The sequence below is a fragment of the Gordonia sp. DT30 genome, from assembly GCF_049844915.1.
Lineage (GTDB): Bacteria > Actinomycetota > Actinomycetes > Mycobacteriales > Mycobacteriaceae > Gordonia.
In genome coordinates this window covers 213,217-236,398 of sequence record NZ_JBNCLY010000004.1, presented here as the reverse complement: position 1 = coordinate 236,398, position 23,182 = coordinate 213,217, and the positions used below count along the sequence as shown (strand labels likewise).

Genomic DNA, 23,182 nt, shown 5'->3' with positions numbered 1-23,182 from the left:
TGCTGCCCGCCGCCGACTACTCGGTGGCCCCCAGCGCGGCCAGCGGGTCGCTGTAGACGGCGTCGAGCGACACCGCACCGGCGGCCTGCTGCTGCACTGTCGTTCCCGAATGCGACACTCGCACATCGCGTCCGGGTACGACGGAAGTCTCACGCAAGGAGGCCGCCACGATCGGCAGGGTGGTCGGGTTGTCGGTGAAGGCCTGGCCACCGAGGATCACGTGGTCGGGGTTGAAGATGTCGGCGATCAGTGCCACCGTGCGGCCGAGCACCTGCGCGCGCTCCTCGAACAGGGCGCGAGCGGTGGCGTCACCATTGCGGGCGAGCGCGAGGACGCCCTCGATGTCGGTGACCGCCAGGTTCAGCGACTGTGCGGCCTCGACCACGCCGGTGTCGGAGACGGTCGGTTCGAGCCGGCCCGTCCGGTTGGGATCCAGCAGCGTGGTACCCGATGCCGGGAAGTGGCCGATCACCGGTGGCCCACCGGCCGGAGTGTGCACGGTGCCGTCGACGCTGAAGGCGATGCCGACCATTTCGCGGGCGTAGAAGTACAGGAAGCTCGAGCGCTGATCGGCGTCGGACCCGCTGGGGTTCACCACGAGTTCGGCGGCGGCCATCGCCTCCACATGTGAGGCCACCGACACGGGCAGGCCCACCGACTCGGCGATGACCTGCCCGACGGGTGCATTGACCCAGCCCAGCCGGGGGTGATCGACGAGGCCGCCGCGCGCCACGCGCCCGCCGACGGCCACACCTGCCCACAGCACGCGGCGATTGGTCCAGCGGCCGAGGAAGCGGTGGGCGCTCTCGCCGATGGCGGCGAGCGTCTGTTCCGGCGAGTCGCCGATGGGGGTCGGGATCTGGATCGCACCGACCACCCGATGCAGCAGGTCGTGGGTGGTGATCGAGGTGACCTTGTATCCGATGTGGATACCCAGGGTCAGGAACGTCGAGACGTTGAGTTCGAACGGCAGACGCGGCCGCCCGATCGCACCGGCGGGTGCCAGGTCGGTGCGCTCACGCAGGAGTCCGGCCTTGAGAAGTGCGCCGACCTGCCGGTTCACGGTCGAGATGGACAGTCCGGTGAGTTCGGCGGCCTCGTCGCGGAAGACCGGACCCGACAGCCGTGCGGTACGCAGCACGAGCGCGGCGGGTTTGGTCGACAGTTCGAGTTGCGGGGTCGCGATCTGAATGCCTCGACCCCCTTTGTGTGACGTCCGCGCGTCGACCCGGGCGGGTGCCGCCCGAACCGGTCGGGGCCGGGTGGTGCGGGCCGGGGTGGTTGCGGTGCGGGTGCGGTGGTCGATCGTTGCGGTCATGAGTGAATGCGTCCTCGTGAATGTGCCACAGGCGGTCATCGTCGTCCAACGCTCGAGTCGATCTCGGCGGCGGACGGCCACTCGGGTACCGATCAATGCGGCGGTGGTGGATGACCAAGTGGGAAGGGGTTGTCGGCTGGGATTATCGAATCGCTCGGGGCATCAGCAGATGACGCTCAGAACAGGCGACTCAGTGCATTCGACAACAACACAGAACACGAGCGAAGGGCAGGCGGCAGCCCAAGGCGGTGATCACGTAGGACACCTCCGGGATGCGGCTCTGTTCGCTGCACGTCATGGGAGCCAAGCTAGCAACGGCCGGTGCGTCGCCGCAAGCCTGCGCCGAGGACGTCACACCCGGCGACAGGCCATCGGACCCGAGAGCGCACTCCCGCTCACTCATTTGTTTCCCGCTCACCGAGATCGTCGAGCGGGAAGTAAATCGTTGAGCGGGAGCGCGCTCAACACGGGTCGCCGTACCCTGGACACCATGCCCGGCATCCCCGCCACCAGCGCCCCGGCGACCGTCCCGACGCAGCCGTCCGATACCGAATTCCTGGCGGCGACCGAGCCGCTTCGACGTGAGATCCACGCGCATTGCTACCGCATGATGGGGTCGCATCACGACGCCGAGGACCTCACCCAGGAGACCTACTTGCGGGCGTGGCGCGGCTACCCGAAATTCGACCGGCGGGCGTCGGTGCGCACGTGGCTGCACAAGATCGCGACCAACACCTGCCTCACCGCGCTGGGCAGCGCGCAACGCCGGTCGTTGCCGTCGGGTTTGGGCACCGACGCCTTCGATCCCACCGACACCCTTCTGCAGGACCACGAGGTGCCGTGGCTGGAACCGTTCGCCGGCACCGTCGACGAGATCAGTCCCGGCGACGATGCCGACCCGGCGTACGTCGTCGGCGCGCGCGAATCCATCCGGCTCGCGTTCATCGCCGCGCTCCAGCATCTGCCGGAACGGCAGCGTGCCGTGCTGATCCTGCGGGATGTGCTGCAGTGGAAGGCCGCCGAGGTCGCCGATACCATCGGCGTCACCACCACCTCCGTCAACAGTCTGCTCCAGCGTGCCCGCGAGCAACTGAAAACCGTTCGGGCCGACGATGATTCGTCCACTGTCCTCGATGACGAGGGGAATCGCGAGCTGCTCGCGAAGTACGTCTCGGCGTTCGAACGGTACGACGTCGACGCCATCGTCGACCTGTTCACCGACTCATCGATCTGGGAGATGCCGCCGTTCACCGGTTGGTATCGGGGTGGCGCGGCCATCGGCGCCCTCATCCGGGGCAACTGCCCGGCCGAGAAGGCCGGCGATCAGATCCTCTTGCCCACCATCGCGAACGGACAGCCGGCGCTGGGCCTGTACATGCGTGACCCCGGCGACGGTGTGCACCGCCCGTTCCAGCTGCAGGTACTCGATCTCGACCCGCGGACCCGGTCGGTAGCCCACGTCGTCGCCTTTTTCAGTGACACGATGATCGAGGACTTCGCCCGATTCGGGCTCCCGGCGACGCCTCCCTCGGACGAGTCCTCCCGCTGAACCATTTGCGGTTGAGCGGGCGCCTCACGACACATCCATCGACACGAATTCCCAGGCGTGGCCGTCGAGGTCGCAGAAACTGCGCGAATACATGAAGCCGAGGTCCTCGGCCGCCCGCAACGGGGTGGCACCGGAGCCGAAGGCGGCGTCCGCGTATCGGTCGACCGCGCCGCGCGACGGTGCGGATATGGCGAGCACCGCCTCGCGTCCCGCGCCGAGGTCGGCGACCGGTGCCGACGCGTAGCCACGGAATCGGCTTCGCCGATGCATGACCACCATCGCCTGGCGGTTCACCGGCATGCACAGCGTCGAGGGGTCGCAGAACATCTCGTCGAAGACGAATCCGAGGCCGCCGAAGAAGGCCCGCGAGCGCGCGACGTCGGCGACCGGCAGATTGACGAACATCATCGGCGCCACCGTCACCTCTTCCGATTTGTCGGGCGCACCCGCGCTGCGGGTTCTCTCGATGGACAGACCACCCGGCCCGCCCGAATTCATCGCCGGGATGGCCAATAGGCTCCTCGGTCATGGGTGTCATCTATGTGGTGCGGCATGGTCAGGCAGATCCGAAGGCGTACGGGATCGTGGGCTCAGAAGCCGCGAGTGCCTCCGGCGAGGTCGGTGGCCTGACCGCGATGGGCATCGTCCAGGCGGGACTCACCGGCGACCTGCTCGCCGCGCAGATCCCGTCGGTCACCACCGCCATCTGTGGTGACCTCCCACGGCAGCGCGACACCCTCGCCGGCGTGCTCGGCCGCTTCGACAACGCCCCCGAGCCGATCGTGGATCCGCGCTGGAACGAGTACGCGCTGCCGGCGCTGGTCGGCGAGACGAGTGCGGCGGAGTTCGACGACGGGCGCAACTATCAGAAGCGCCTCGACGATTCGCTCGGCGCCTGGGTCGCACGCAACGACAAACCCGATGCCGCCCACGATCACAGCGGCGAGACCTACGGGGGCTTCCGCGATCGGGTGGACGCCGCCGGCCACGACGCGGCCGCTCACGCCGGCAGCGGACAGACCGTGGTGGTGGTGTCCTCGGCGGGTGTGATCGCCCAGTGGATCGCCGATCTCTGGGGTGTGCCGCCGCAACAGTGGCCGACGGTGGCCCGCGCGATGATCAACGCGTCGGTGACCAAACTGATCGTCGGCCGCCGTGGTGTCTCGGTGGTGTCGTTCAACGAGCACGCCCACCTCGACGACCGCGACGGCGGGGTCGCGACCTTCCGCTGACTACCCGACGTGCCGCAGGCCGGCGGCGATGAATTCGGCGGTGGCCTCCGACGCCTGTTCGGCCCCCGCCTCCGTCGACGCACCCGCGCGGGCGCGGTGACTGATGCCCTCGGCGATCACTCCGAGTTTGAGATTCGCCAGCGCCAGATAGAAGTCCCAGTCACCCAGGTCGTTTCCGGTCGCGGTGACGTAGCGCTGCGCCATGTCGTCGGCGCTCGGATAGCGTGGGCTGGTCCAGGCGGCGTCGAAACCGAGAACGGTGTCGAAGATCGGCTGCCGGTACACGCACATCAGCGCAACATCGGTGATCGGGTCACCGAGCGTCGACATCTCCCAATCCACCACCGCCGCAACATGCCCCGGGTCGGCGGCATCGAGGATGGTGTTGTCGACGCGGTAGTCGCCGTGCACGATGGTCGCCCGCGTGTCCGTCGGCACGCGGTCGGCGAGAACTGCGCACAACCGTTCCACGTCCGGCAGTTCGCGGGTCTTGACGATCCCCCACTGGCGCGCCCATAACTTCACCTGGCGGGCGGCAAATCCTGCGGGACGGCCGAATTCACCGAGGCCGACCTGCTCGTGGTCGACGGCGTGCAGGGCCGCGAGCGTGGTGACGAGTCCGTCGACGTTGCGATCCACCTCGTCGTCGGAGAGCGCATCGAGTTCGGCCGCGGTGCGGATGACGACGCCGTCGACGAACTCGACGATGGTGCACGGGGCGCCGAGGGCCTCGCCGTCGGCATCGAAGGCCACCGTCGGTGCGACGGGGACGTCGGTGGCGCCGAGGGCCCGGGTCACCGTCCACTCACGGGCCATGTCGTGCGCCGAGGGCGTCAGGCCGCCGGTCGGGGGCCGTCGGGCGATCCACCTCGTCACACCGTCGGTGACGGCGAACGTGAGGTTGGACTTGCCGCCACTGATCAGGTCGATCTGCAGGTCTCCCTGCACGTCGACGCCGTTGTGCTCCAAGAACTTCCGCAATGCCACCGGGTCGAGCACCCGGCGCGGGTCGATGGCCGTGCTCATCGCCGGCCCTCCGCGGCCGCCGCGGCCTTACGGGCGCGGCCGACGGCACGGCGTGCGATCGCCCACCGATGCACCTCGGACGGTCCGTCGTAGATCCGGAACGGTCGCAGCTCGTTCTGCAAACGGGCCAGCGGCAGCTCGTCGGAGACGCCCGTCCCGCCGCACATCTGGATGGCGCGGTCGGCGACCCGGGTGAACGCCTCGGCGGCAAAGGTTTTGGCGATCGATGTCTCGTTTGATGCATGCGCACCGCGGTCGAGCTCGGCGCAGGCCTTCACCAGTAGGGCGCGGGCGGCGGCGAGATCGATCTCGTTGTCGGCGATCATCTGCTGGATCATGCCGAGATCGGCGAGCTTGCCGCCGAAACCCGCACGGCGCGAGACGTAGTCGACGGCGACGTCCTGGCAGCGCACCGCCGAACCCATCCACCGCATCACGTGCGTCATGCGGGCCGGGCCCAGGCGGACCTGGGCGTAGCGGTAGCCCTCGTCGACCTCGCCGAGGACATCCTCGTCGGGGACGAAGAGATCGGTGAAGGTGACCTCGCGATGCCCACCGACCATCGAGCGGTCGGTGGTGCGGATGTGGCGGCCGACGGCGATACCCGCACGATCGGCGGGCGCCAGGAACATCGTCGCACCACCCCGATCACCCGGGGAGCCGGCGGTGCGCGCCATGATGATGAAGAATCCGGCACCATCGGCGCCGGTGATGAATCGCTTCTCCCCGTTGACTTTCCAGCCGCCGTCGACCTTGGTCGCGATGGTGTTCAGCGCATTCGGATCCGAGCCGGCACCGGGCGATGGTTCGGTCATCGCGAACGCCGACCGCACGTCGCCGGCGGCGAGCGGCGCGAGATAGGTGTGCCGCTGCTCTTCACTCGCGATGTGGGCCAGCATGTGAACGTTGCCTTCGTCGGGTGCCCCGATGTGCAGGGCGACCGGGCCGAAGGTCGAGTAGCCTGCGGCCTCGAAGACCGGTGCGCGATCGGACATGTCGAGCCCGAGCCCGCCGAACTCCACCGGTGCATGGGGCGCGAAGATGCCCGCGGCCCTGGCCTTGGCGTTCATCTCCCGCCGCAGCGCGTCGCCGCCGGCCGCCGCGATGTCGCCGGCGTACTTCTCCTCGATCGGCGCGACATACTCGGCAATGAACTGCGACGTCTTCTCGACGAGGTCGACGACGTCGGCGCCGTACGTCAGATCGATCGGCATGGGGTCTCCTCGGGCATTCGCCTCTCCTCACCTGGAGCAGCCCGACCGGTCGCACCGACCGATCGTTCGCTCTGTCGGCGTCTCACCCTGCCAGTCCGCACCGCCACGGTCAAGCGCGCCTGCCCCTCGACCCGCCGGCCGCCGAGGTCAGGCCCGACGATAGCCCACGATGTCACGCGCGAAACTGAGGTTGCGCCGGATCAGTTCGTCGGCGCCGAGTTCGCCGTCGAGTTTGAACCAGGTCGACACCCCGACACACATGGTGGCCACGGCGCGGGCGGCGTCCTTGGGATATGGGGTCGCGAAGTCGCCCGCCTCGACCCCGGCGAACACGATCTCGTCGACCATGTGCTGTTGCCGGTCGCGATGGCCGATGTAGGTGGGCTTGTACGAGTCGTCGAGGCTGCGGATCTCGGTGGACCCGACGAATGCCTGTTCGCGGCGATACATGTGGAAGCGCAGCAACGACTCGACGACGGCATCGAAGCGCCGCACCGGTTCGGGACCGGCCTCGCGGATCGCCTGCTCGGACCGGGCCAGCAGGTCGGTCATCGTGCGCTCCAGGAGTCCTTGCAGCAGCGACTGTTTCGACGGGTAGTGATGATAGAGGCCGGGCACCGAGAGGCCTGCCCGCGCGGCGATCTCACGGACCGAGGTTCCGTGATAGCCGTGTTCGGCGAAGGCTGCGAGCGCCGCGGCGAGGGGCACCGGCAGCTGGGCCTCCCCGTAGTCACGCCACGAGTCGAAGGCCGGCACGCTCTCGGGCTCCTCGATCCGCGTCCCCTCGGCTCCGTCGCTCATCGGTCCAACATATCGTCATCGCGTCCGGTGACCGCACCCACCAGCGACATCATCAACCGCACGCTCAGTGCGACCACCTCGACGCGCCCCAGTGGGACCTCGCCGTCGAGCCACGCCGAGAGCAGCCGGCCGAGCCCACCCACCTGGAACTGGGCCGCCGCGATCGCCTCGGGCCCGACCTCGGTCGCCAGCGCGTCGGTGGCCGTGTGCAGCGTCAGCATCGCGAACAAGCCGGTGGATTCGCTGCGCTTGGCGGCCACGATCGGCGACAACAGCGATGGTGAGAACAGCAGTTTTCCCTTGCGCCGGTCGGCATCGATGATCTCGACGATGGCCGTCACCGCCCCGGCGACCTTACCGGTGACGCCACCGCCGGTCGCGGTCGTGAAGGCAGCGAGCGCGGCGTCGGAGATCTCCTCGATGACGCGATCGAAGGTGGCCGCGACCAGCGCGTCCGCGGACTCGAAACTCTCGTAGAAGTAGCGTGGATTCAGCCCGGCAGCACGGCAGATCCCGCGGACGGTGACCGCGCCCTCGGTGGCGAGCACACCGAGCGTCGCGTCCATCAATGTCTCGCGGCGACGGGAGATCCGCTCGTCACCTTCGACGCCGCCATATGCACGCAAACCCGTACTACGCAGACCGGTACCGCGCAGACCGGTACCGCGCTCCGCCCGGACTTCGGTGGCGGCCGGCACGGATTTGTCACTCGGCGATCGGTCGGACACGGCTTTCATCTTGACACCTTCACGACCGGAGGGGTTCAATCAATCAGGAAACATCCGTTACCAGATTACGCGGCGTCCGAGGGGTAGTGCCGTAGCGATCTGGAGAGATCAGAGGTGCGAGCATGACGACGCAGGACACCGCCTCCGGCCGCGACACCACCCCCGGCCGGGACGCCGCCCTTCAGGCCAATCTCGCCGCCGCGACCCCGGACACCGAATTCCTGCCGCCGGCCGCACGCATGTCGCGCGCCGAACTCGACGCACTGCCTGCCGCGAACATGGAGATGCTGGGCATCGCGACGCTGGCCGGCTCGGCGAATGTGATCATGCAGCTGGCGCTGCCCGCGGTGGGATACGGCGTCTACGAGAGCCGTGTCGATTCGGGCAATCTCTTCAAGCATCCGGTCAAGCGCACCCGCACCACGCTCTCCTACCTGTCGGTCGCCGCGAGCGGGGATCCCAAGGTGCGCAAGGCCTACCGGCATGCCGTCGGACGATCGCATGCGCAGGTGCGGTCCACCCCGGACAGTCCCGTCGAGTACAACGCCTTCGACCCCGCGCTGCAGCTCTGGGTGGCCGCGTGCCTGTACAAGGGCTGGGAGGACGTCCAGCGGATCTTCGGCGATCGGGCGCTGATCACCGAGGAGGCCTATCAGGCCGGTGCGGTCATGGGCACCACGTTGCAGATGCCACGCGAGATGTGGCCCGCCACCCGTGCGGATTTCGAGGAGTACTGGAACACCACGGTCGAGCAGCTCGAGATCGACCCCGTCATCCGGGCGCACCTCATGTCGATCGCCCGCCTGGAGTTCGCGGGTCCGGTGGTGTCTCGGCTCTTCGGCTGGCATTCGGAGATCTTCACCATCGGTTTCCTTCCCGAGGGATTCCGCACGGCCATGGGTGTCGAGATGAAGCCATGGCAGCAGCGGTTCTTCGACACGCACAACAAGGTGGCCCGCGCGGTCATCCGGCGGCTCCCGAAGCCGGTGCGCGCCTTCCCCTTCAACCTACTGCTCACCGACGTGAAGTGGCGGATGCGGACCAAGCGGCCGCTGGTGTGAGTGCTCGTCAGATCCGGCGCAGGGCATCGGCGGTCACGTCGGCCACCGAGGTGTGGCCGGCGAGCCCGAGGGTCAGATCGAGCTCACCGATGATGTTGGCGACCACCTCACGTGCACCGTCGGCGCCGTCGATCGCCAGCCCGTACATGTGCGGCCGGCCGATACAGATTGCGTCGGCTCCGAGCGCAAGTGCCTTGAAAGCGTCTGCACCGGTGTAGATTCCGGAGTCGACGAGGATCTTGACGCGGCCGTCGACGACGGACGCGATCTCGGTGAGCGCGTCGATCGAGCCGATCTCGCCGTCGATCTGGCGGCCGCCGTGATTGGACACGATGATGCCGTCGATCCCGGCGTCGACGGCGGCGCGCGCGTCGTCGGGATGCAGTATCCCCTTGAGCACGATCGGCAATGATGTCCGTTCCCGCAACGACGCGATCTCGGTCCAGCCCAACGACGGACGCGAGTAGATGTCGAGGAAGGTCTGCACGCCGACGCGCGGTTCCGGACGGATCAGGTTGCGCAGCAACGACCCCGGGGTGTTGCGGGCGATCGAGAACAGGGTCCGGAGGGCGCCCGGCGAGATCTCCGGCTTCTCGCCGGTACCGACCGCCGCCCGGTCGGCGACGATCTCGGCGAATCGCGGATCAGACGTGTACTGCGCGATGCCCTCGGCCCGCGCGAACGGCAGCGAGCCGAGGTTGAGATCCTGCGGGCGCCAGCCGAGCAGCGTCGTGTCGAGCGTGACGGCGATCGCCTGGGCGCCACACCGCTCGGCGCGTCGCAGGAACGAGTCGACGAGGTCGTCATCGGTCGACCAGTACAGCTGAAACCAGCGGGGCGCACCGTCCTTCACCGACTCCATCGCGGTGGCGACCCGTTCCATCGACGCGCTGCCCTGGTTGGAGAAGATGTAGGGCACACCGAGTTCGGCTGCGGCCCGCCCGATCGCGACGTCGGCGTCGCGCAGCACGAGACCACCGGCACCGACCGGCGCGAACAGGATCGGCGCAGGCAACTGCGCGCCGAACAGTTCGATCTCGAGGCTGCGGTGCGACACGTCCCGCAAGACCCGCGGCACGATCGCCCACCGGTCGAGCGCCGCCCGATTGGCCGCCATCGTGCGACCCTCCCCCGCACCGCCGGCGACATACGCCCACGCCCGCTCCGACATGACCTTGCGTGCGCGGCGTTCGAGTTCGGCGAAGTCGGTGGGCACCCGGGGGCGCCGCCCGTGGATTCCCGCGGTGTAGATGGCGTTCTGACGGGTGCGTCCCCAGCCTGCGGTCATCGGTGATCTCCTTCGTCGGCCCTCCCCGTATCTCTATCAGGTCGTATCTCTATCAGGTCGCAGCCGCCCGCCCGGCCCGGTCGCGCGTGATCAGGGCCTGCACCCCGAGACTGATCCCGAGGAACAACAGGATCGAGGCACTCTCGAGGCCGCCGAGCGAACCGTGCCGTCCGTCGAACAGCTCCGGAACCAGCAGCGCGATGACGATGTGCGCCGCGATCGCGAGGATCCACAGGCTGATGGTCACCGCGTTGCCGCGCCGCACGAGTACGCCGGCGGTATTGCGATAAATGTGCATCGTGTGGGCCCGCGGAACGGCGATCAGCGCGGCGACCGCGAATCCCAGGAACATCGCGACGACCTCGCCGACCTCGACGTGGTGCGCTCCGCGGACATAGTTCATGGTCTCGATCAGCCCGACGACCGCAAGAATCGCCGGCAGCCTCAGCGGACTGTCCTTGATCGGGCGCTCGGACAGTTGGCGGTAGCAGATGTACGCCAGCACCAGTAGCGCCACCAGTGCGTACAAGACAGTGTTCTGGGTCATGGCGTTCTGGGTCATGGCGTTCTGGGTCATGGCGTTCTGGGTCATGGCGTTCTGGGTCATGGCGTTCTGGGTCATGGGATTCACTCTCGCCGGTGGCGGCGCCGTTGCCATCAACCCGAGGGTGGATACCGGGTTGATCTTGCGGCGACGACCGTCACCGGAGTGCTCCTGTACGGCTACGGTGAGTTGTGCCCTCCGCCATACGAACCCGAGTCCCGATCCGGATGGACACGTTCGTGCTGCGCGCTGTGGTGAGTGTCCCGCTGGTGGTCTCCGCGGCCCTGGGTGCGGGATCGGTGCCCGGGTGGCGGCTCGCGACCGGCTGGGCCGCCACCGCGGTCCTCGTCGGGGCAGTGTTTCGCGGCATGTTCGCCGCGTCCGCCACCGATCGCATCCTGGGCCAGGACTCCATGGTGTTCTCGGCGGTGACCATCGCCGCGGCCACCGCCGCCGGACTCGCCTTTGGCGGCGCGGCCACCGTGTGGGTGCCCCTGCTAGGGGTTGCCGCAGCAGCGCTGGCGCCGGTCGGCATCTGGATCACCGCGCTGCTGGCGGTTCCGCCGGTGGCCGCGATCGTGGTGCAGTCGTGGTGGCTCGATCGCGAGATGTGGACGGTCGTCATCGATCTCGCGATCGCGTTGCTGGTCTTCGGTTGGGTACACCTGCGGCGGTATCGGCGCGAGGCGGACGAACTCGCTGCCGCACAACGGCAGATCATCGAGGGCGAACGGGCCCGAGCCGCGGCTGCCGAGGACCGGCAGGTACTGGCCGCCCAGCTCCATGATGTGCTGGCACACACCTTGTCGGGGTTGATCATCACGGTGCAGGGCGCAGCGCTCGCCGCCCGGCGCGAGGGTGTCTCGCCGGAGCTGACCGAAAAGCTCGACACCGCAGCAGCACTGGCGCGCGACGGACTGGCGGAGGCTCGCGATGCCGTTCGTTCGCTGCGCGGTGACGACGATTCGCCACTTGGCAGTGGTGGTGAATCGCTATCCGACTGGACCGCTTCCACGATCGAGCGGCTGCACACCGCGACCGGATTGGAGATCACGGTCACCGGCTCGGCCGCCGACGTCGATACGCCATGGGTGGCACTGGCGAAGTCGGTGGTGATGGAGGGGCTCACCAATTCGCTGCGTCACGCCGCAGGCGCCCCGGTGCGCATCGAATTCGGCGCGACGACGCTGCGTGTGCTGTCGGTGGGCGCACCCGATGAATTCAGCGACCGCGATCATCCCAGTGGCGCATACGGTTTGGCCGGACTGGCCGAACGCGTGGCGCTGGCCGGCGGTACGCTGACCCATGGCCCGTGCGAGGAAGGCTTCGATCTCACCATGCGGATGACGTCGTGACGGTGCGAGTGGTGATCGCCGACGATCAGACGGTGGTGCGGGAGGGCCTGCGCTCGATGCTCGGCATGTTCGACGGCGTCGAGGTGGCCGGCACCGCGGCGTCGGCCGAAGCCGCGCTCGACGTCGTCGCCGACACCGATCCCGACGTACTTCTCACCGACCTGCGAATGCCGGGAATCGGCGGCGTCGAAGGGATTCGCCGGCTCCGCGAAGCCGGATCACGCACCAATGCGGTCGCCTTGACCACCTACGACGACGACGCGACGATCGTCGACGCGACGATCGTCGACGCACTCGAGGCGGGTGCCGTCGGATTCCTCAACAAAGACGCCGATCCCGACGCGATCGAGGCCGCGCTGGTTGCCGCGGCCACCGGCCGTTCGATGCTCGACGAGAAGGCACTTCGTGCGGTCTTGACCCACCAGCGGACCGCGGACGGACGCACTGCGCCGGCCGCCAACCCGGACGGCCTCACCGACCGGGAGGTCGAGGTACTGCGGCTCGTCGCCACTGCGATGTCGAATCAGCAGATCGCATCGCACCTGGTGGTCGGGCTCAGCACCGTCAAGACCCACATCAATCACCTGCTCGCCAAGACCGGCTGCCGCGACCGGGCGGCACTCGTGGCCTACGCCTACCGACATGGTCTGATCTGACACATTCTTCGGCTTGCGTTCCGGCAGCCCAGCCATTTGAGTCGGCAATCTATATACAGCAACACCCATATTCTTGAATTCACCACATCTCGACTCCGCCACGGTACTGTGTTGTGTATCACACCTGGTCAATCGTCCTAGTCGGGGAGGTCCGTCATGGTGGTCGGTTTGCGCTGGCGTCGCACTGCCGTATTTACGGTGTTTGCGGCACTTCTGGGAATGCTCGCACTTCTCTGGGCACCGGGCGCGGCCGCAACCGCCGGTGCCGTGGACTGCAAGACGGGTGCGGTCTTCATGGTCAACGGCACCAACGACGTCGGTGGCGCGGCCTACAAGAACCTGCAGACCCGCTTTCCCGCGGACCAGTGGGAGGTCCACGACCTCGGCGCGAGCGACGAGGACTACACCACCGCGCTGTGGCCCGTCGGGGCGATCGGATACAACGACGACGTCGCCCGCGGAAAGCAGCAGCTCATCCAACAGGTCGCTACCTACCAGACGGCCTGTCCCAACAGCGAAATCGTGATCGTCGGATACTCCCAGGGCGCGCGAGTCGCCGGGGACGTCCTCTCCGACATCGCGCACGGCCGGGCCACCACCACCGTCGACGGCGTCACCTACACCATCAGCGACTCGAGCGAGATTCGCGGCGAGCTCTATTCGGACCCGCGCCGCGACGGAGACAAGACCGGACGCGGAATCGAACTCTCGTGGGTCGGCCTGATTCCCGGAATCACATTGTCGGGCCCTCGCGACGGCTTCGGCGACATCCCGGTGATCTCGTATTGCACCCAGGGCGACGGCATCTGCGACATGCCCGACCCGCTCTACGACCCGATCGGCGCACTGAACGCGACCGCCGGATACGTCCTCGGCCGGCACGGCAGCTACCAGAACGCCGAGATGCTGCTGACCCCGAACTATGCACTCGGTGAATTCCAGAACATCCTGCGACCGATGCCGTCGATGGTGAAGCAGTATCTCGGCGTCGACATTCCCTCCATCTACTTCGATCTGCCGTTCCAGTTGGCTGCGATCCAGCCGGTCCTCACCGCCGTCTACGACCTCATGCCCCCACTGCCGAAGCTGGGTTACGGCGCCTATCTGCCCGACCCACTCACCGCGCTCAACATGCTCAGCTCCGATGGGGTCACCCGAGCCGCGGCGGTCAAGGCGATCGCCGCCAGCCTCACCAGTCTGGTTCTCCTGCCGGCGAACTTCACCATCTACTGGGGCCAGCAGGGCCTCACCCTCGTCCACGGCATCGTCACCTCACCGATGTTCACGGCCGCGGGGACCGCGATCCACAACGCCGCGCTCGAACTGATCGCGAAAATCGAAGCGGCGGCGAAGAAGCCGACGGCGGCTCCGACGGCGTCGACGTCCGGCCCGTCGGGCACGGCAAGTCCGCTGGGCTCCCGGTCACGGACGAGCACCTCGCCCGCCCCGTCCACGCGGGCCACCGGCACAACTTCGGCAACCAGCTCAACCGAATCGAGCCCAGCAGCGTCGAGCGCAGCAGGATCGAGCCCTGTGACGTCGAACCCTGAATCTGCCACTGCCGCCACGCCTTCGGCCACCGCGACGTCGAGTCGACCCAGCCCGACCGAAACGACACCCTCCGACACGGTCACCACACCCGAGACCGCACCGACGGGGACGGTCACCACAACGCCGGAGACCACGGCCCCGGCCGCGCCCGCCGCCGAAACACCCACCGCTACCGAACCCACGCCGACGAATCGGTAGACATAGTTACCGGTTTCCGAGAGAGATGTCTACCGATTAGAGTGCGCCGACCCGGCTAGTCGGTTGTCCCCCAGGTGATTCGCGCCTGGCCGTCAACACAGTCGGGGGTCACTTGCAACCGACGCGTCACACCCTTGCCTTGACCGGACGCGTCATAGCCTTTGATGTAGATGTCGTTGTCGCACATGATCCGTGTTCGACCGCAGGGTGGCCAGAGCATATGCGGGCCGTCCAGCGCATTCAGCTCGAAGTATCGACCGGCATAATCCCGCCACTGGGTCGTCGGTATCAAAAACTCCAAGACCGAACAGTTTCCCTGCAGGGCAAACGGTGGGTCGTCGACACCAACCCGGGTGGCGTCAGCCGGAATGCTCACCCCGATACGGTCTGCCATCCTGGCAGCAGGATGCCCGGTGCTGAAGTACGTTGCCACACCGACAGCGACCACCACCACAATAATCACTGCCACGCAGATCACTGCCGACCAGATCCAACCCGTACGCGTCATCATGGTGTTACGACTCCTACTGTGTGCTCTGGGCTCTGCCGTACAGCCTTCGGCGGCGGAGGCAAGTAGCGAACCCAACCGGCTCTCGGCGGCGTCGGTGAAACGACCGAACAACGATGGATACCGCCGAGCTAGTCGGTTGTCCCCCACACAATTTGCGCCTGCCCGTCAACACAATCCGGTATCACCTGCAAGGAACGTCGGATGCCGCTCTTCTCTTCCGTCGCCTCAAACCCGCCGGCGTAAATGCCTTTGTGACAGTTGATGAGTGAATGCCCACAGAAACCCGGGACCTCCTCCAGGTCACGGAGGCGATCGACATCGAAGTAGTGTGAAACGTATGACTGCCAACTACTTTGGGGCACCTGAAAGTCCAACATCGAACAGTTTCCCTGCAGGGCGAACGGTGGGTCGTCGACACCGACCCGGGTGGCGTCAGCCGGAATGCTCACCCCGATGCGGTCTGCCATCCTGGCAGCACGATGCCCGGTGCTGAAGTATGTTGTCACACCGACAGCGACCACCAGCACGACAGTCACCGCCACGCAGATCACTGCCGTCCAGATCCAACGCGCGCGTGTCATCACGGCGTCCCGGATCGTGCGGAGTGAGGGCTCGACGTGCCTGTTACCTCGTAGTTCTGGGCCCAACCGGCACGGTGGAGATCGTTAAGATCCGAATACTGTTCGGATGGCGACTTTTTGGTTGTATCCCAGTTGTAGTAGTCGTAGATGCTGGTCTGATAGGTGAGTTCACCCGGACCAACGCCTGCTCCACCGAGGTGCGGCATATAGACACCACTCGTCTGATATGAGAAGGTGCCCAGCGCAGCCCAGTAGTCCGGGTGTGCGGTAGCGTCTGCGCGAAATCCGGGGTTGACTTGCCACTGGCTCTGAAAGGCAACTGGCCCGTCGTAACCGTTCGGCATCACCGACTGCGCCCTGCTAGCGCTCCGGCTTGCGGTATCTTCGGATCTTCCCGCGAACTCGGGCACATCTCTGAGCATTCCGTTCACATCGAATCGATATTCGTTCCCACTGTTTCCGAGGAAATGCATGAGCATGCTCGACGCGATGGGCAGGCTCGGCGAAGCATTTGCCGCACCAGCTTCGGCAGCCGCCCGAATCCCCTGCAAATACGCCTTCTTCGCAAGGTTGGGATCGTAGGTGCGGTAGTCGTCGGGCCCCGACCCGTCCCTGTTCGCGTCGGCGATTGCTCCCGCCGGGGGAGCGGGTGCCGGGGGTATCCGCGGATGGAACGGATGAGCAGCGGTCGGAAATCTTCCGCATCCGAGTAGCGCGTTTTCGACACAACAGTCGTAGTATTGCGCAGCCACGTCCATCGTGTTCAACAAAGTTCGCAACTTAAACGTGATCTGCGTAGCGAACGCAAAAGCCTTTTCACGCGCGTCAGCCAATCCATCTTGGTCATTGACATTCGCTGCCGCCAGCTTCTGCAGATAGCTCTTTCTGACCGTGGCCACACCGCTGTCTGCCACATCACATACAGTTCGCACCATCATGTCGTCGACTGTGGCGAGTATTTCGTCCCTGAGTTTTCCGAGTTGGTCGGCCGCGGTACGCAACACAACGGCCGCATCGACCATCGATCAGCCCTCTCCCGAAGGCTTTCGGCATGGTCTTTGGCCTTCACCGCAACCTGCGTCTGCGTCTCGCCCTTCCAATCGGTCGATGCGCGGTCGAGTTCATTGAGGACCGACGTCGCATTACCCGCCAACGACTCCGCTCCCGAACTGAGCCCATCACCGGTCTGGGTCAGCGACCCAATCGAGAAGTCTTCGACCTGGCCGATCGTAAGAGTCACAGCCGCGACTCACCGGGCGAAGCGATCTGCTCGGAAAACTCGCTGTCTGCTCGCAGAAACCTATCGACAGCAAGTTTCACGCCGTTGCCGAACTCGTCGAAATTCGTGGACAACCCACTAACGGCCTCATGTTCACGCTCGGCGTGCCGCTTCAACCCGCGTTCGAGGTCCGTACCGGGGCATGCAGCGGCGCCCGTCGCAAGGATGCCCGCCGCGTCGATGTCGGCCAGACTGTCCGACACGCGCCACAAATGCTTGCCGAAATGTATCACCGCCTCCGGATCAAGCCTGAACTCGTGGGACATGAATCTCCTCGCTCATCTTCGGGTGGGACGTTCACTCGGCCATGATGGTAGCGGGTCCCACACATCGAGAATCGGTGTCATGCGAGAGAATGATGTGCTACCAGATCAGAATCACCGGCGCGGCGTCGTCGACCGGAAGCAGACCCGCACGTTCCGACAGTCTCCGGGCGAGCAAACAGGCCGTCACCGGTCGGCCCGCCAACTGTAGGCCGACGCCGACATCTCGTCGTGCACGACCGCGATCGCGGGCTGGTTCTCGGTGTCGCGGAGCGGGTGAGCGGTCTCGTCGCGCCACAGCCGGGCGGCGAGGTAGAAGGCCGCCGCGAACGGCACGGGGACGAGCCCGCACACGACGAAGGTCGTGGTGAGGCCGATCACGTCGGCGACCGGAGCGGCCAGGGCCATCGACACCGGCATCAGCACGACCGACACGAAGAAGTCGAGGCTCGCCACACGGCCCAGCAATGCCGGCGGCACCCGACGTTGTAAGAGCGTGCCCCACAACACCATCGGACCGTCGAACAACAGACCCATGACGAATCCGGCAACGATGAACACCCAGGTGTGGCCGGCAACGCCCATGAGTACCAACGGGATCGACGACCAGCCCCACAGCCCGAACATCAGGGTCAGATAGCGCCTCGGCATCCGGATCGATGCGAACACGAAGGAGCCGATCGCCGCGCCGGCACCGAACGCGGCCAGCACCAGCGAGTGGTCGCCGGCACCGCCGTGGACCCGCTCCCGTAACGCGAAGGGGATGAGCACCTCGATCGGCCCCATGGTGGCCAACACCAGAATCGTCGCGAAGAACAGCGTCGACCACAGCCACGGGGTGCGCCACATGTAGCCGAAGCCCTCGGCGAGATCGGTGATGATCGAACGAATCGCCGGACCGCGCAACGTATCCGGGTCCCGGCGCAACGGCACCGGCCGCATCGCGAGGTAGCAGAGTGCCGCACCCACACTCGCCACCGCCGCCACCAGGGCCGCCTGCGCCGGCGCGGTCACGGCGATCACCGCGCCGGCGATCATCGGCCCGGCCGCCTGGAACAGCACCGGCCGCAGGATTCCCTCGATGCCGTTGGCCGCCTGCAATTGGTCGGCGGCGACGATGCCCGGCAGCAACGCCGAATACGCCGGGTAGTACATGCCGGTGGTGACCCCGCCGAGCATGGCCGCCACCGCGAGGATCGGCATCGACAGCACCCCGGTGATCGCACAGATCGCCACGACAGCGAACACGGCCATCTTCACGACCTCGAGCCCGATGATGATGGATCGCTGGGAGACCCGGTCGGCGAGCACGCCACCGGCCAGCGTCGACACCACCATCCCGACCGCGGCCAACCCGGTCGCCAACGACACCTGCCCCGGTCCCCCACCGAGCCCGATGACCTGCCACACCAGCGTGATCGTCCACACGCCGTCGGAGAACAGCGCCAACATCAGACCGGCCGCGAGCAGCCGGTACTGTCCACTGCCGAACGGGCGCAGCGCCCGCGGCAACGTACGCGTGGACGTCGACGAACTCACCTCATCAGCGTGCCCCACCCGGGTCCCGTGCGGCCACCGATTTTGGTGGTTCTGATCCGGCCCGACCGACTCAACTGGCGCGGCGGGAGGTCTTCTTGGCTGCGGTCTTCTTGGCCGGAGCCTTCTTCTCGGGAGCCTTCTTCGCAGCGGTCTTCTTCGCCGGAGCCTTCTTCGCGGCAGTCTTCTTCGCGGGCGCCTTCTTGCCGGCCGTATCGGACTCCGATGTCGACGACGCGTCGGCACCGCGGTCCTTCACCGACGCACGCAACGCGGCCAACAGGTCGGCGACCTCGGAGTCCTCGTCGGCTTCCGGCTTCTCCTCGGTTTCCGGAAACGCTTCGGAGCCTTCGGATTTCGCGTCGATCAGCTTGGCGAGCTCTTGTTGGTAGGTGTCGGAGAACTCGCTGGGGTCGTAGTCCTGTGCCATCGAGTCGATGAGCGACGACGCCATCTTCAACTCCTGGTCGCGGATCTGCACGTCCTCGCCCAGGAAACCGAAGTCGGGCTTACGGACCTCGTCCGGCCACAGCAGGGTCTGCAGCGTCATGACCCCGGGTTCGATGACCCGCAACGCCGCCATGCGGGTACGGTTACGCAGCGTGAACGACGCGATCGCGAGCCGCTCGGTCTCCTGCAGCGCACGCGCCAGCAGCACGTAGGCCTTCGGCGACTTCGACGACGGCTCCAGGTAGTAGGGCTTGTCGAAGTAGATCGGATCGACCTGTTCGACCGGCACGAATTCCAGGATCGAGATCTCCGGACTCTTCTGCACCGGCAGCGAGGCCAGATCGTCCTTGGTCAGGATGACCGTCTCGCCGGATGAGGATTCGTAGGCGTTGGCGATATCGGAGAATTCGACCTCGGTGTCGGTGCCCTCCCGAACGCGCCGATAGCGGATTCGGGTGCCGTCGGAGGAGTCGACCTGATAGGACTTCCGGTCGTGGCTTTCCGTGGCCGAATACACCTTGACCGGCACATTGACCAGACCAAAGCTCAGATCGCCCTTCCAGATCGAGCGCATGGTCGCCATTGTGCCATCCCGCGGCGGCATCTGCGCCCCGGACACGAGACCCGTGGCACGCTTGTTCCATGGCATCCGGAGGACAGACGCTCCAGGTGGGTGGACACACCATCTCGGTGACCAACCTGGCCAAGGTGCTCTATCCGGCGTCGGGCACCCGCAAATACGACGTCATCGACTACTACGCGCGCATCGCCGACACCATGCTGCCCCACCTGGCCGATCGGCTCGTCACCCGCAAACGCTGGCCCAACGGCGTCGAGTCCACCCCGTTCTTCGAGAAGTCGGTACCCGAGGGCACCCCCGAGTGGGTCTCGCGCCGCGCCATCGAACACAGCAGTCGCATCATCGAGTATGTGGTGGCCGATTCGCCGGCAACCTTGGTGTGGCTGGCGCAGATGGCCGCCCTCGAATTGCACACCCCGCAATGGCGTCTGCCCGCCCCCGACGAGACCGCGGTCTTCGCAGCCGAGGGCCCCAAGGCCAACCGGCTGGTCCTCGACCTCGATCCCGGGCCCGGTGTGACGCTCGCCGAGTGCGCCCAGGTGGCCTGCGCCGTCCACGACATGCTCGACGCCGCGGGACTGCCCTGCTATCCGGTGACCAGCGGCGGCAAGGGAATACACGTCTACGCACGGTTCGAGACGCCGGTGTCGGCGGACTCCGCGAGCGCCGTGGCCAAACAGATCGCCACCTCCCTGGCCCAGCAGCAACCCGACCGGGTCACCGCGATCATGGCGAAAGCCCAACGCCCCCACAAGGTTTTCATCGACTGGAGCCAGAACAGCGCATCGAAGACCACCTTGGCGCCGTATTCGTTGCGCGGGCGCGAACAGCCCTGGGTCGCCGCGCCACGCACCTGGGACGAAATGGCCGATCCCGATCTGACGCAGCTGCTCTACACCGACGTGCTCGCACGGGTCGAGGAGATGGGCGATCTCCTCGAGGGGCTCGACGACGACCCCGATACCGCCGACAGCACCGAGGCGACCGAAGATCCCGACGGTGACGACGCCGACGGACACGGCGAGGCGGACGGTGCGGCCACGAATGCCGGCCAGGTCATCAACCTGCGCGAATACCGTCGCAAACGCAACGCCGAGGTGACACCCGAGCCGTTCGACGACGCCACCGCCCGGCAACCCGGTGGCGAGGACACCGATGCCGCCGGCCCGATCTTCGTGATCCAGGAACACCATGCCCGGCGGCTGCACTTCGACTTCCGCCTCGAACGCGACGGTGTCCTGGTCAGTTGGGCCGTCCCGAAGAACCTGCCGACCGATCCCGACCAGAACCGGCTCGCCGTGCACACCGAGGATCACCCCCTCGACTACGCCGACTTCGCCGGCGACATCCCGGCCGGCGAATACGGTGGCGGGCACGTGGAGATCTGGGATCGCGGCACGTACGAAACCGAGAAGTGGCGTGACGACGAGGTCATCGTCCGGCTGCACGGAGAGCGGATCCAGGGCAGATATGCGCTGATCAAGACCGGTGAGAAGAACTGGCTCGCGCATCTGATGAGCGATGAGCCCCGCCCCATCCTGCCCGACAGCCTGCGGGATCCGCGGCCGATGCTGGCCACCGACGAACCGGTGGAGAAGCTCGACCCGAAGGACTGGGCTTTCGAGGGCAAGTGGGACGGCTACCGTCTCCTGGTGCGCTACATCGGCGGTGAGTTCACCCTGACCTCCCGCTCCGGTCTGAACATGACCGCCGACTTTCCCGAACTCGCCGCCATGACCGACGATCTCGGGCTGATCGACGTCGTACTCGACGGCGAGGTGGTGGCCCTCGACTCGGCCGGGCGCACCAATTTCACGCTCCTCGCCGGGCGCCGATCCGCGGACGCCGGTATCACGCTCAAGCTCTATCTGTTCGACGTCCTCTACCTCAACGGCACCTCTCTGCTCGGCAAACCGTGGTCGCAGCGACGCGAACTACTCGAAGGGCTAGCACCCGCGTTCGGGCGTTCGCGCTACGTCGAGGTGCCCGCCCTGCTACCCGAGCCGGGCTCGGCGGCCGTAGCATACAGTCGCGAACACCAGCTCGAAGGCGTTGTCGCCAAGCGTCGTTCGTCGACCTATCAGCAGGGTCGGCGGTCCAAGTCGTGGCTCAAACAGAAGAACTGGCGCGACATCGAGGTGGTGATCGGCGGCTGGCGGCCGGGGCGCGGCCACCGCACCGACACAATCGGTTCCCTGCTCCTCGGTCTGCCGGAGGCGACCGGACTGCGCTACGTCGGGCGGGTCGGCACCGGGTTCACCGAAGCCCAATTGTCCTTGCTCGCCGAGGAACTCGAACCGCTGACGATCCGCCGCTCCCCGTTCCTGGACAAGTTGGATCGGCCGGTGGCGGCGAATGCGGTGTGGGTGCTGCCGAAGATCGTCGGTGAGGTGCGGTTCATGGATTGGACGAGCACCGGGCATCTGCGACATCCGAGCTGGCGCGGTATCCGACGCGACAAACTGCCCGGCGACCTATGAGGCGGGTACGCGTTCGCGCGGTCCGACCTGGTTCGCGCGGGCCGTCGACCACCTGCGTGAGCAAATTCGAGCCGCGCGACCCCTGCTGATCAGTCCACCGATTTCGAGAGGAAGAGATGAGCGAGACAACCGGAGAGAAGATCACCGTCACCGCCGCCGACGGCGATGCCGAAGCGTATGTGGCGCGGCCGGCACCCGCGGCGGACGGCGACACCTGGCCCGGCGTCCTGTTTCTCATGGACGCGATCGGATTGCGCCCCCAGATCGAGAAGATGGCCGACCGGATCGCGTCGTGGGGCTATGTGGTGTTGGCGCCCAACACCTTCTACCGCAGTGGAACCGCGGCCGAGACCTCCCCCGACGAGCCGTTGCTCGATGCCGAGAGCCGCTCGACGTTCTTCGCGAAAGCGCGGCCGCGCATCAAAAGCCTCACCACCTACCGGGCGCGCGGCGATCTGGCCGCGTACCTCGACGCGTTGCGCGCGCTGCCGGAGACCGCGCCCGGGCCGGTCGGCGCGACGGGCTATTGCATGGGCGGGCGGCTGGCCCTGCTGGCCGCTACCACCCGACCCGATGACGTTGCCGCCGTGGGCATGTTCCACACCGGTGGCCTGGTCACCGACTCCTCGGACAGCCCGCACCTGTCGCTGCCCGAGGTGAAAGCAGAGGTGCTCGCGATACACGCCGATCACGACCGCTCCCTGCCGCCCGAGTCGGTCGCCGTGTTCGAACACGCACTCACCTCATCCGGTGTCACCCATCACGCCAGTGTCTATCCCGGTGCCCCACACGGATACACCATGGCCGACACTGCCTCCTACAACCACGATGCGGCGGAGTATCACTTCGCGGAACTGGCCAAATTGTTCGCCCGCACACTGGGGTGACGGCGGGCACGGCCACGCGCCGGCCCCGGTACACCCTCGGCGTGCTCTTGCGGTGCCATGCGGCTAGCCTCAGGTGAGTCGACAAGGGAGTGTG

General features: G+C 66.8%; 22 protein-coding genes. 8 read left to right on the top strand and 14 right to left on the bottom strand.

What is annotated here, in order from left to right; genetic code table 11:
• Positions 1-16 precede the first annotated feature (16 nt).
• Entirely contained in the window at positions 17-1,318 is a 1,302-nt protein-coding gene (locus tag ACLQ3C_RS06340; RefSeq protein ID WP_425704187.1) for an ROK family protein, read from the bottom strand.
• 490 nt (positions 1,319-1,808) lie between these two features.
• Here ACLQ3C_RS06340 and ACLQ3C_RS06335 point away from each other — a divergent pair, with 490 nt between their 5' ends.
• Positions 1,809-2,867, top strand: a complete 1,059-nt coding sequence (locus ACLQ3C_RS06335; RefSeq protein WP_425704186.1) for a sigma-70 family RNA polymerase sigma factor — start codon at positions 1,809-1,811, stop codon at positions 2,865-2,867.
• 24 nt (positions 2,868-2,891) lie between these two features.
• Here ACLQ3C_RS06335 and ACLQ3C_RS06330 read toward each other — a convergent pair whose 3' ends face one another.
• Positions 2,892-3,284: a VOC family protein gene (locus ACLQ3C_RS06330; protein WP_425704251.1), complete on the bottom strand. Its 393-nt coding sequence runs from the start codon at positions 3,282-3,284 to the stop codon at positions 2,892-2,894.
• Between the two features lie 110 nt (positions 3,285-3,394).
• On the opposite strand from ACLQ3C_RS06330, the gene ACLQ3C_RS06325 reads away from it, so the two are divergent.
• A complete protein-coding gene (locus ACLQ3C_RS06325; protein ID WP_425704185.1) occupies positions 3,395-4,099 on the top strand; it encodes a histidine phosphatase family protein in 705 nt (234 codons plus the stop codon).
• Here ACLQ3C_RS06325 and ACLQ3C_RS06320 read toward each other — a convergent pair whose 3' ends face one another.
• The 4 genes from ACLQ3C_RS06320 to ACLQ3C_RS06305 all read right to left on the bottom strand — a co-directional run bounded on the left by ACLQ3C_RS06320 (position 4,100) and on the right by ACLQ3C_RS06305 (position 7,877).
• Positions 4,100-5,125 (bottom strand): phosphotransferase family protein, encoded by a 1,026-nt coding sequence (locus tag ACLQ3C_RS06320; protein WP_425704184.1) that lies wholly within the window; start codon positions 5,123-5,125, stop codon positions 4,100-4,102.
• Positions 5,122-6,339, bottom strand: a complete 1,218-nt coding sequence (locus ACLQ3C_RS06315) for an acyl-CoA dehydrogenase family protein (protein ID WP_425704183.1) — start codon at positions 6,337-6,339, stop codon at positions 5,122-5,124. The genes ACLQ3C_RS06320 and ACLQ3C_RS06315 overlap by 4 nt, the downstream gene beginning before the upstream one ends.
• 147 nt (positions 6,340-6,486) lie before the next feature.
• The gene (locus tag ACLQ3C_RS06310; protein ID WP_425704182.1) at positions 6,487-7,140 is read right to left on the bottom strand and encodes a TetR/AcrR family transcriptional regulator; all 654 of its coding nucleotides are present in this window, start codon (positions 7,138-7,140) and stop codon (positions 6,487-6,489) included.
• Positions 7,137-7,877 (bottom strand): TetR/AcrR family transcriptional regulator, encoded by a 741-nt coding sequence (locus ACLQ3C_RS06305; protein ID WP_425704181.1) that lies wholly within the window; start codon positions 7,875-7,877, stop codon positions 7,137-7,139. Before ACLQ3C_RS06305 ends, ACLQ3C_RS06310 begins: the two co-directional genes overlap by 4 nt.
• Positions 7,878-7,990: 113 nt before the next feature.
• On the opposite strand from ACLQ3C_RS06305, the gene ACLQ3C_RS06300 reads away from it, so the two are divergent.
• Entirely contained in the window at positions 7,991-8,929 is a 939-nt protein-coding gene (locus ACLQ3C_RS06300) for an oxygenase MpaB family protein (protein ID WP_425704180.1), read from the top strand.
• A gap of 7 nt (positions 8,930-8,936) precedes the next feature.
• Here ACLQ3C_RS06300 and ACLQ3C_RS06295 read toward each other — a convergent pair whose 3' ends face one another.
• Both ACLQ3C_RS06295 and ACLQ3C_RS06290 read right to left on the bottom strand, forming a co-directional pair.
• On the bottom strand, positions 8,937-10,217 hold the full coding sequence (locus ACLQ3C_RS06295) for an alpha-hydroxy-acid oxidizing protein (RefSeq protein WP_425704179.1): 1,281 nt from the start codon (positions 10,215-10,217) through the stop codon (positions 8,937-8,939).
• Between the two features lie 52 nt (positions 10,218-10,269).
• Positions 10,270-10,839: a hypothetical protein gene (locus ACLQ3C_RS06290; protein WP_425704178.1), complete on the bottom strand. Its 570-nt coding sequence runs from the start codon at positions 10,837-10,839 to the stop codon at positions 10,270-10,272.
• Positions 10,840-11,000: 161 nt separating this feature from the next.
• On the opposite strand from ACLQ3C_RS06290, the gene ACLQ3C_RS06285 reads away from it, so the two are divergent.
• The 3 genes from ACLQ3C_RS06285 to ACLQ3C_RS06275 all read left to right on the top strand — a co-directional run bounded on the left by ACLQ3C_RS06285 (position 11,001) and on the right by ACLQ3C_RS06275 (position 14,521).
• Complete coding sequence (locus tag ACLQ3C_RS06285; RefSeq protein WP_425704177.1) at positions 11,001-12,116, top strand: sensor histidine kinase; 1,116 nt, start codon at positions 11,001-11,003, stop codon at positions 12,114-12,116.
• On the top strand, positions 12,113-12,772 hold the full coding sequence (locus ACLQ3C_RS06280) for a response regulator (RefSeq protein ID WP_425704176.1): 660 nt from the start codon (positions 12,113-12,115) through the stop codon (positions 12,770-12,772). Before ACLQ3C_RS06285 ends, ACLQ3C_RS06280 begins: the two co-directional genes overlap by 4 nt.
• 156 nt (positions 12,773-12,928) lie before the next feature.
• Positions 12,929-14,521 (top strand): cutinase family protein, encoded by a 1,593-nt coding sequence (locus ACLQ3C_RS06275; protein ID WP_425704175.1) that lies wholly within the window; start codon positions 12,929-12,931, stop codon positions 14,519-14,521.
• Positions 14,522-14,576: 55 nt separating this feature from the next.
• Here the strand turns inward: ACLQ3C_RS06275 and ACLQ3C_RS06270 are convergent, their stop codons facing one another.
• The 6 genes from ACLQ3C_RS06270 to ACLQ3C_RS06245 form a co-directional block, all read right to left on the bottom strand.
• Positions 14,577-15,032: a hypothetical protein gene (locus tag ACLQ3C_RS06270; RefSeq protein WP_425704174.1), complete on the bottom strand. Its 456-nt coding sequence runs from the start codon at positions 15,030-15,032 to the stop codon at positions 14,577-14,579.
• Positions 15,033-15,160: 128 nt separating this feature from the next.
• Positions 15,161-15,613 carry a hypothetical protein gene (locus ACLQ3C_RS06265; RefSeq protein WP_425704173.1) on the bottom strand — a complete coding sequence of 151 codons (453 nt, stop codon included), beginning with the start codon at positions 15,611-15,613 and terminating at the stop codon, positions 15,161-15,163.
• Positions 15,613-16,635: a hypothetical protein gene (locus tag ACLQ3C_RS06260; protein ID WP_425704172.1), complete on the bottom strand. Its 1,023-nt coding sequence runs from the start codon at positions 16,633-16,635 to the stop codon at positions 15,613-15,615. The genes ACLQ3C_RS06265 and ACLQ3C_RS06260 overlap by 1 nt, the downstream gene beginning before the upstream one ends.
• Before the next feature lie 214 nt (positions 16,636-16,849).
• Complete coding sequence (locus ACLQ3C_RS06255; protein WP_425704171.1) at positions 16,850-17,158, bottom strand: hypothetical protein; 309 nt, start codon at positions 17,156-17,158, stop codon at positions 16,850-16,852.
• A gap of 183 nt (positions 17,159-17,341) precedes the next feature.
• Complete coding sequence (locus ACLQ3C_RS06250) at positions 17,342-18,694, bottom strand: MFS transporter (protein ID WP_425704170.1); 1,353 nt, start codon at positions 18,692-18,694, stop codon at positions 17,342-17,344.
• Between the two features lie 70 nt (positions 18,695-18,764).
• Positions 18,765-19,724 (bottom strand): Ku protein, encoded by a 960-nt coding sequence (locus tag ACLQ3C_RS06245; RefSeq protein WP_425704169.1) that lies wholly within the window; start codon positions 19,722-19,724, stop codon positions 18,765-18,767.
• A 59-nt stretch (positions 19,725-19,783) separates the two neighbouring features.
• On the opposite strand from ACLQ3C_RS06245, the gene ACLQ3C_RS06240 reads away from it, so the two are divergent.
• Both ACLQ3C_RS06240 and ACLQ3C_RS06235 read left to right on the top strand, forming a co-directional pair.
• Complete coding sequence (locus ACLQ3C_RS06240) at positions 19,784-22,201, top strand: ATP-dependent DNA ligase (protein WP_425704168.1); 2,418 nt, start codon at positions 19,784-19,786, stop codon at positions 22,199-22,201.
• A gap of 116 nt (positions 22,202-22,317) precedes the next feature.
• Complete coding sequence (locus ACLQ3C_RS06235) at positions 22,318-23,088, top strand: dienelactone hydrolase family protein (protein ID WP_425704167.1); 771 nt, start codon at positions 22,318-22,320, stop codon at positions 23,086-23,088.
• Positions 23,089-23,182 lie beyond the last annotated feature (94 nt).

Bases quoted from the DNA above. Each gene is read 5' to 3' on its own strand.
- ACLQ3C_RS06255 (WP_425704171.1), bottom strand. From the start codon at position 17,158: ATGTCCCACGAGTTCAGGCTTGATCCGGAGGCGGTGATACATTTCGGC.
- ACLQ3C_RS06310 (WP_425704182.1), bottom strand. From the start codon at position 7,140: ATGAGCGACGGAGCCGAGGGGACGCGGATCGAGGAGCCCGAGAGCGTG.
- ACLQ3C_RS06320 (WP_425704184.1), bottom strand. From the start codon at position 5,125: ATGAGCACGGCCATCGACCCGCGCCGGGTGCTCGACCCGGTGGCATTG.
- ACLQ3C_RS06240 (WP_425704168.1), top strand. From the start codon at position 19,784: ATGGCATCCGGAGGACAGACGCTCCAGGTGGGTGGACACACCATCTCG.
- ACLQ3C_RS06315 (WP_425704183.1), bottom strand. From the start codon at position 6,339: ATGCCGATCGATCTGACGTACGGCGCCGACGTCGTCGACCTCGTCGAG.
- ACLQ3C_RS06275 (WP_425704175.1), top strand. From the start codon at position 12,929: ATGGTGGTCGGTTTGCGCTGGCGTCGCACTGCCGTATTTACGGTGTTT.
- ACLQ3C_RS06235 (WP_425704167.1), top strand. From the start codon at position 22,318: ATGAGCGAGACAACCGGAGAGAAGATCACCGTCACCGCCGCCGACGGC.
- ACLQ3C_RS06265 (WP_425704173.1), bottom strand. From the start codon at position 15,613: ATGACACGCGCGCGTTGGATCTGGACGGCAGTGATCTGCGTGGCGGTG.
- ACLQ3C_RS06260 (WP_425704172.1), bottom strand. From the start codon at position 16,635: ATGGTCGATGCGGCCGTTGTGTTGCGTACCGCGGCCGACCAACTCGGA.
- ACLQ3C_RS06340 (WP_425704187.1), bottom strand. From the start codon at position 1,318: ATGACCGCAACGATCGACCACCGCACCCGCACCGCAACCACCCCGGCC.
- ACLQ3C_RS06335 (WP_425704186.1), top strand. From the start codon at position 1,809: ATGCCCGGCATCCCCGCCACCAGCGCCCCGGCGACCGTCCCGACGCAG.
- ACLQ3C_RS06270 (WP_425704174.1), bottom strand. From the start codon at position 15,032: ATGATGACGCGTACGGGTTGGATCTGGTCGGCAGTGATCTGCGTGGCA.
- ACLQ3C_RS06305 (WP_425704181.1), bottom strand. From the start codon at position 7,877: ATGAAAGCCGTGTCCGACCGATCGCCGAGTGACAAATCCGTGCCGGCC.
- ACLQ3C_RS06300 (WP_425704180.1), top strand. From the start codon at position 7,991: ATGACGACGCAGGACACCGCCTCCGGCCGCGACACCACCCCCGGCCGG.
- ACLQ3C_RS06290 (WP_425704178.1), bottom strand. From the start codon at position 10,839: ATGACCCAGAACGCCATGACCCAGAACGCCATGACCCAGAACGCCATG.
- ACLQ3C_RS06245 (WP_425704169.1), bottom strand. From the start codon at position 19,724: ATGGCGACCATGCGCTCGATCTGGAAGGGCGATCTGAGCTTTGGTCTG.
- ACLQ3C_RS06295 (WP_425704179.1), bottom strand. From the start codon at position 10,217: ATGACCGCAGGCTGGGGACGCACCCGTCAGAACGCCATCTACACCGCG.
- ACLQ3C_RS06325 (WP_425704185.1), top strand. From the start codon at position 3,395: ATGGGTGTCATCTATGTGGTGCGGCATGGTCAGGCAGATCCGAAGGCG.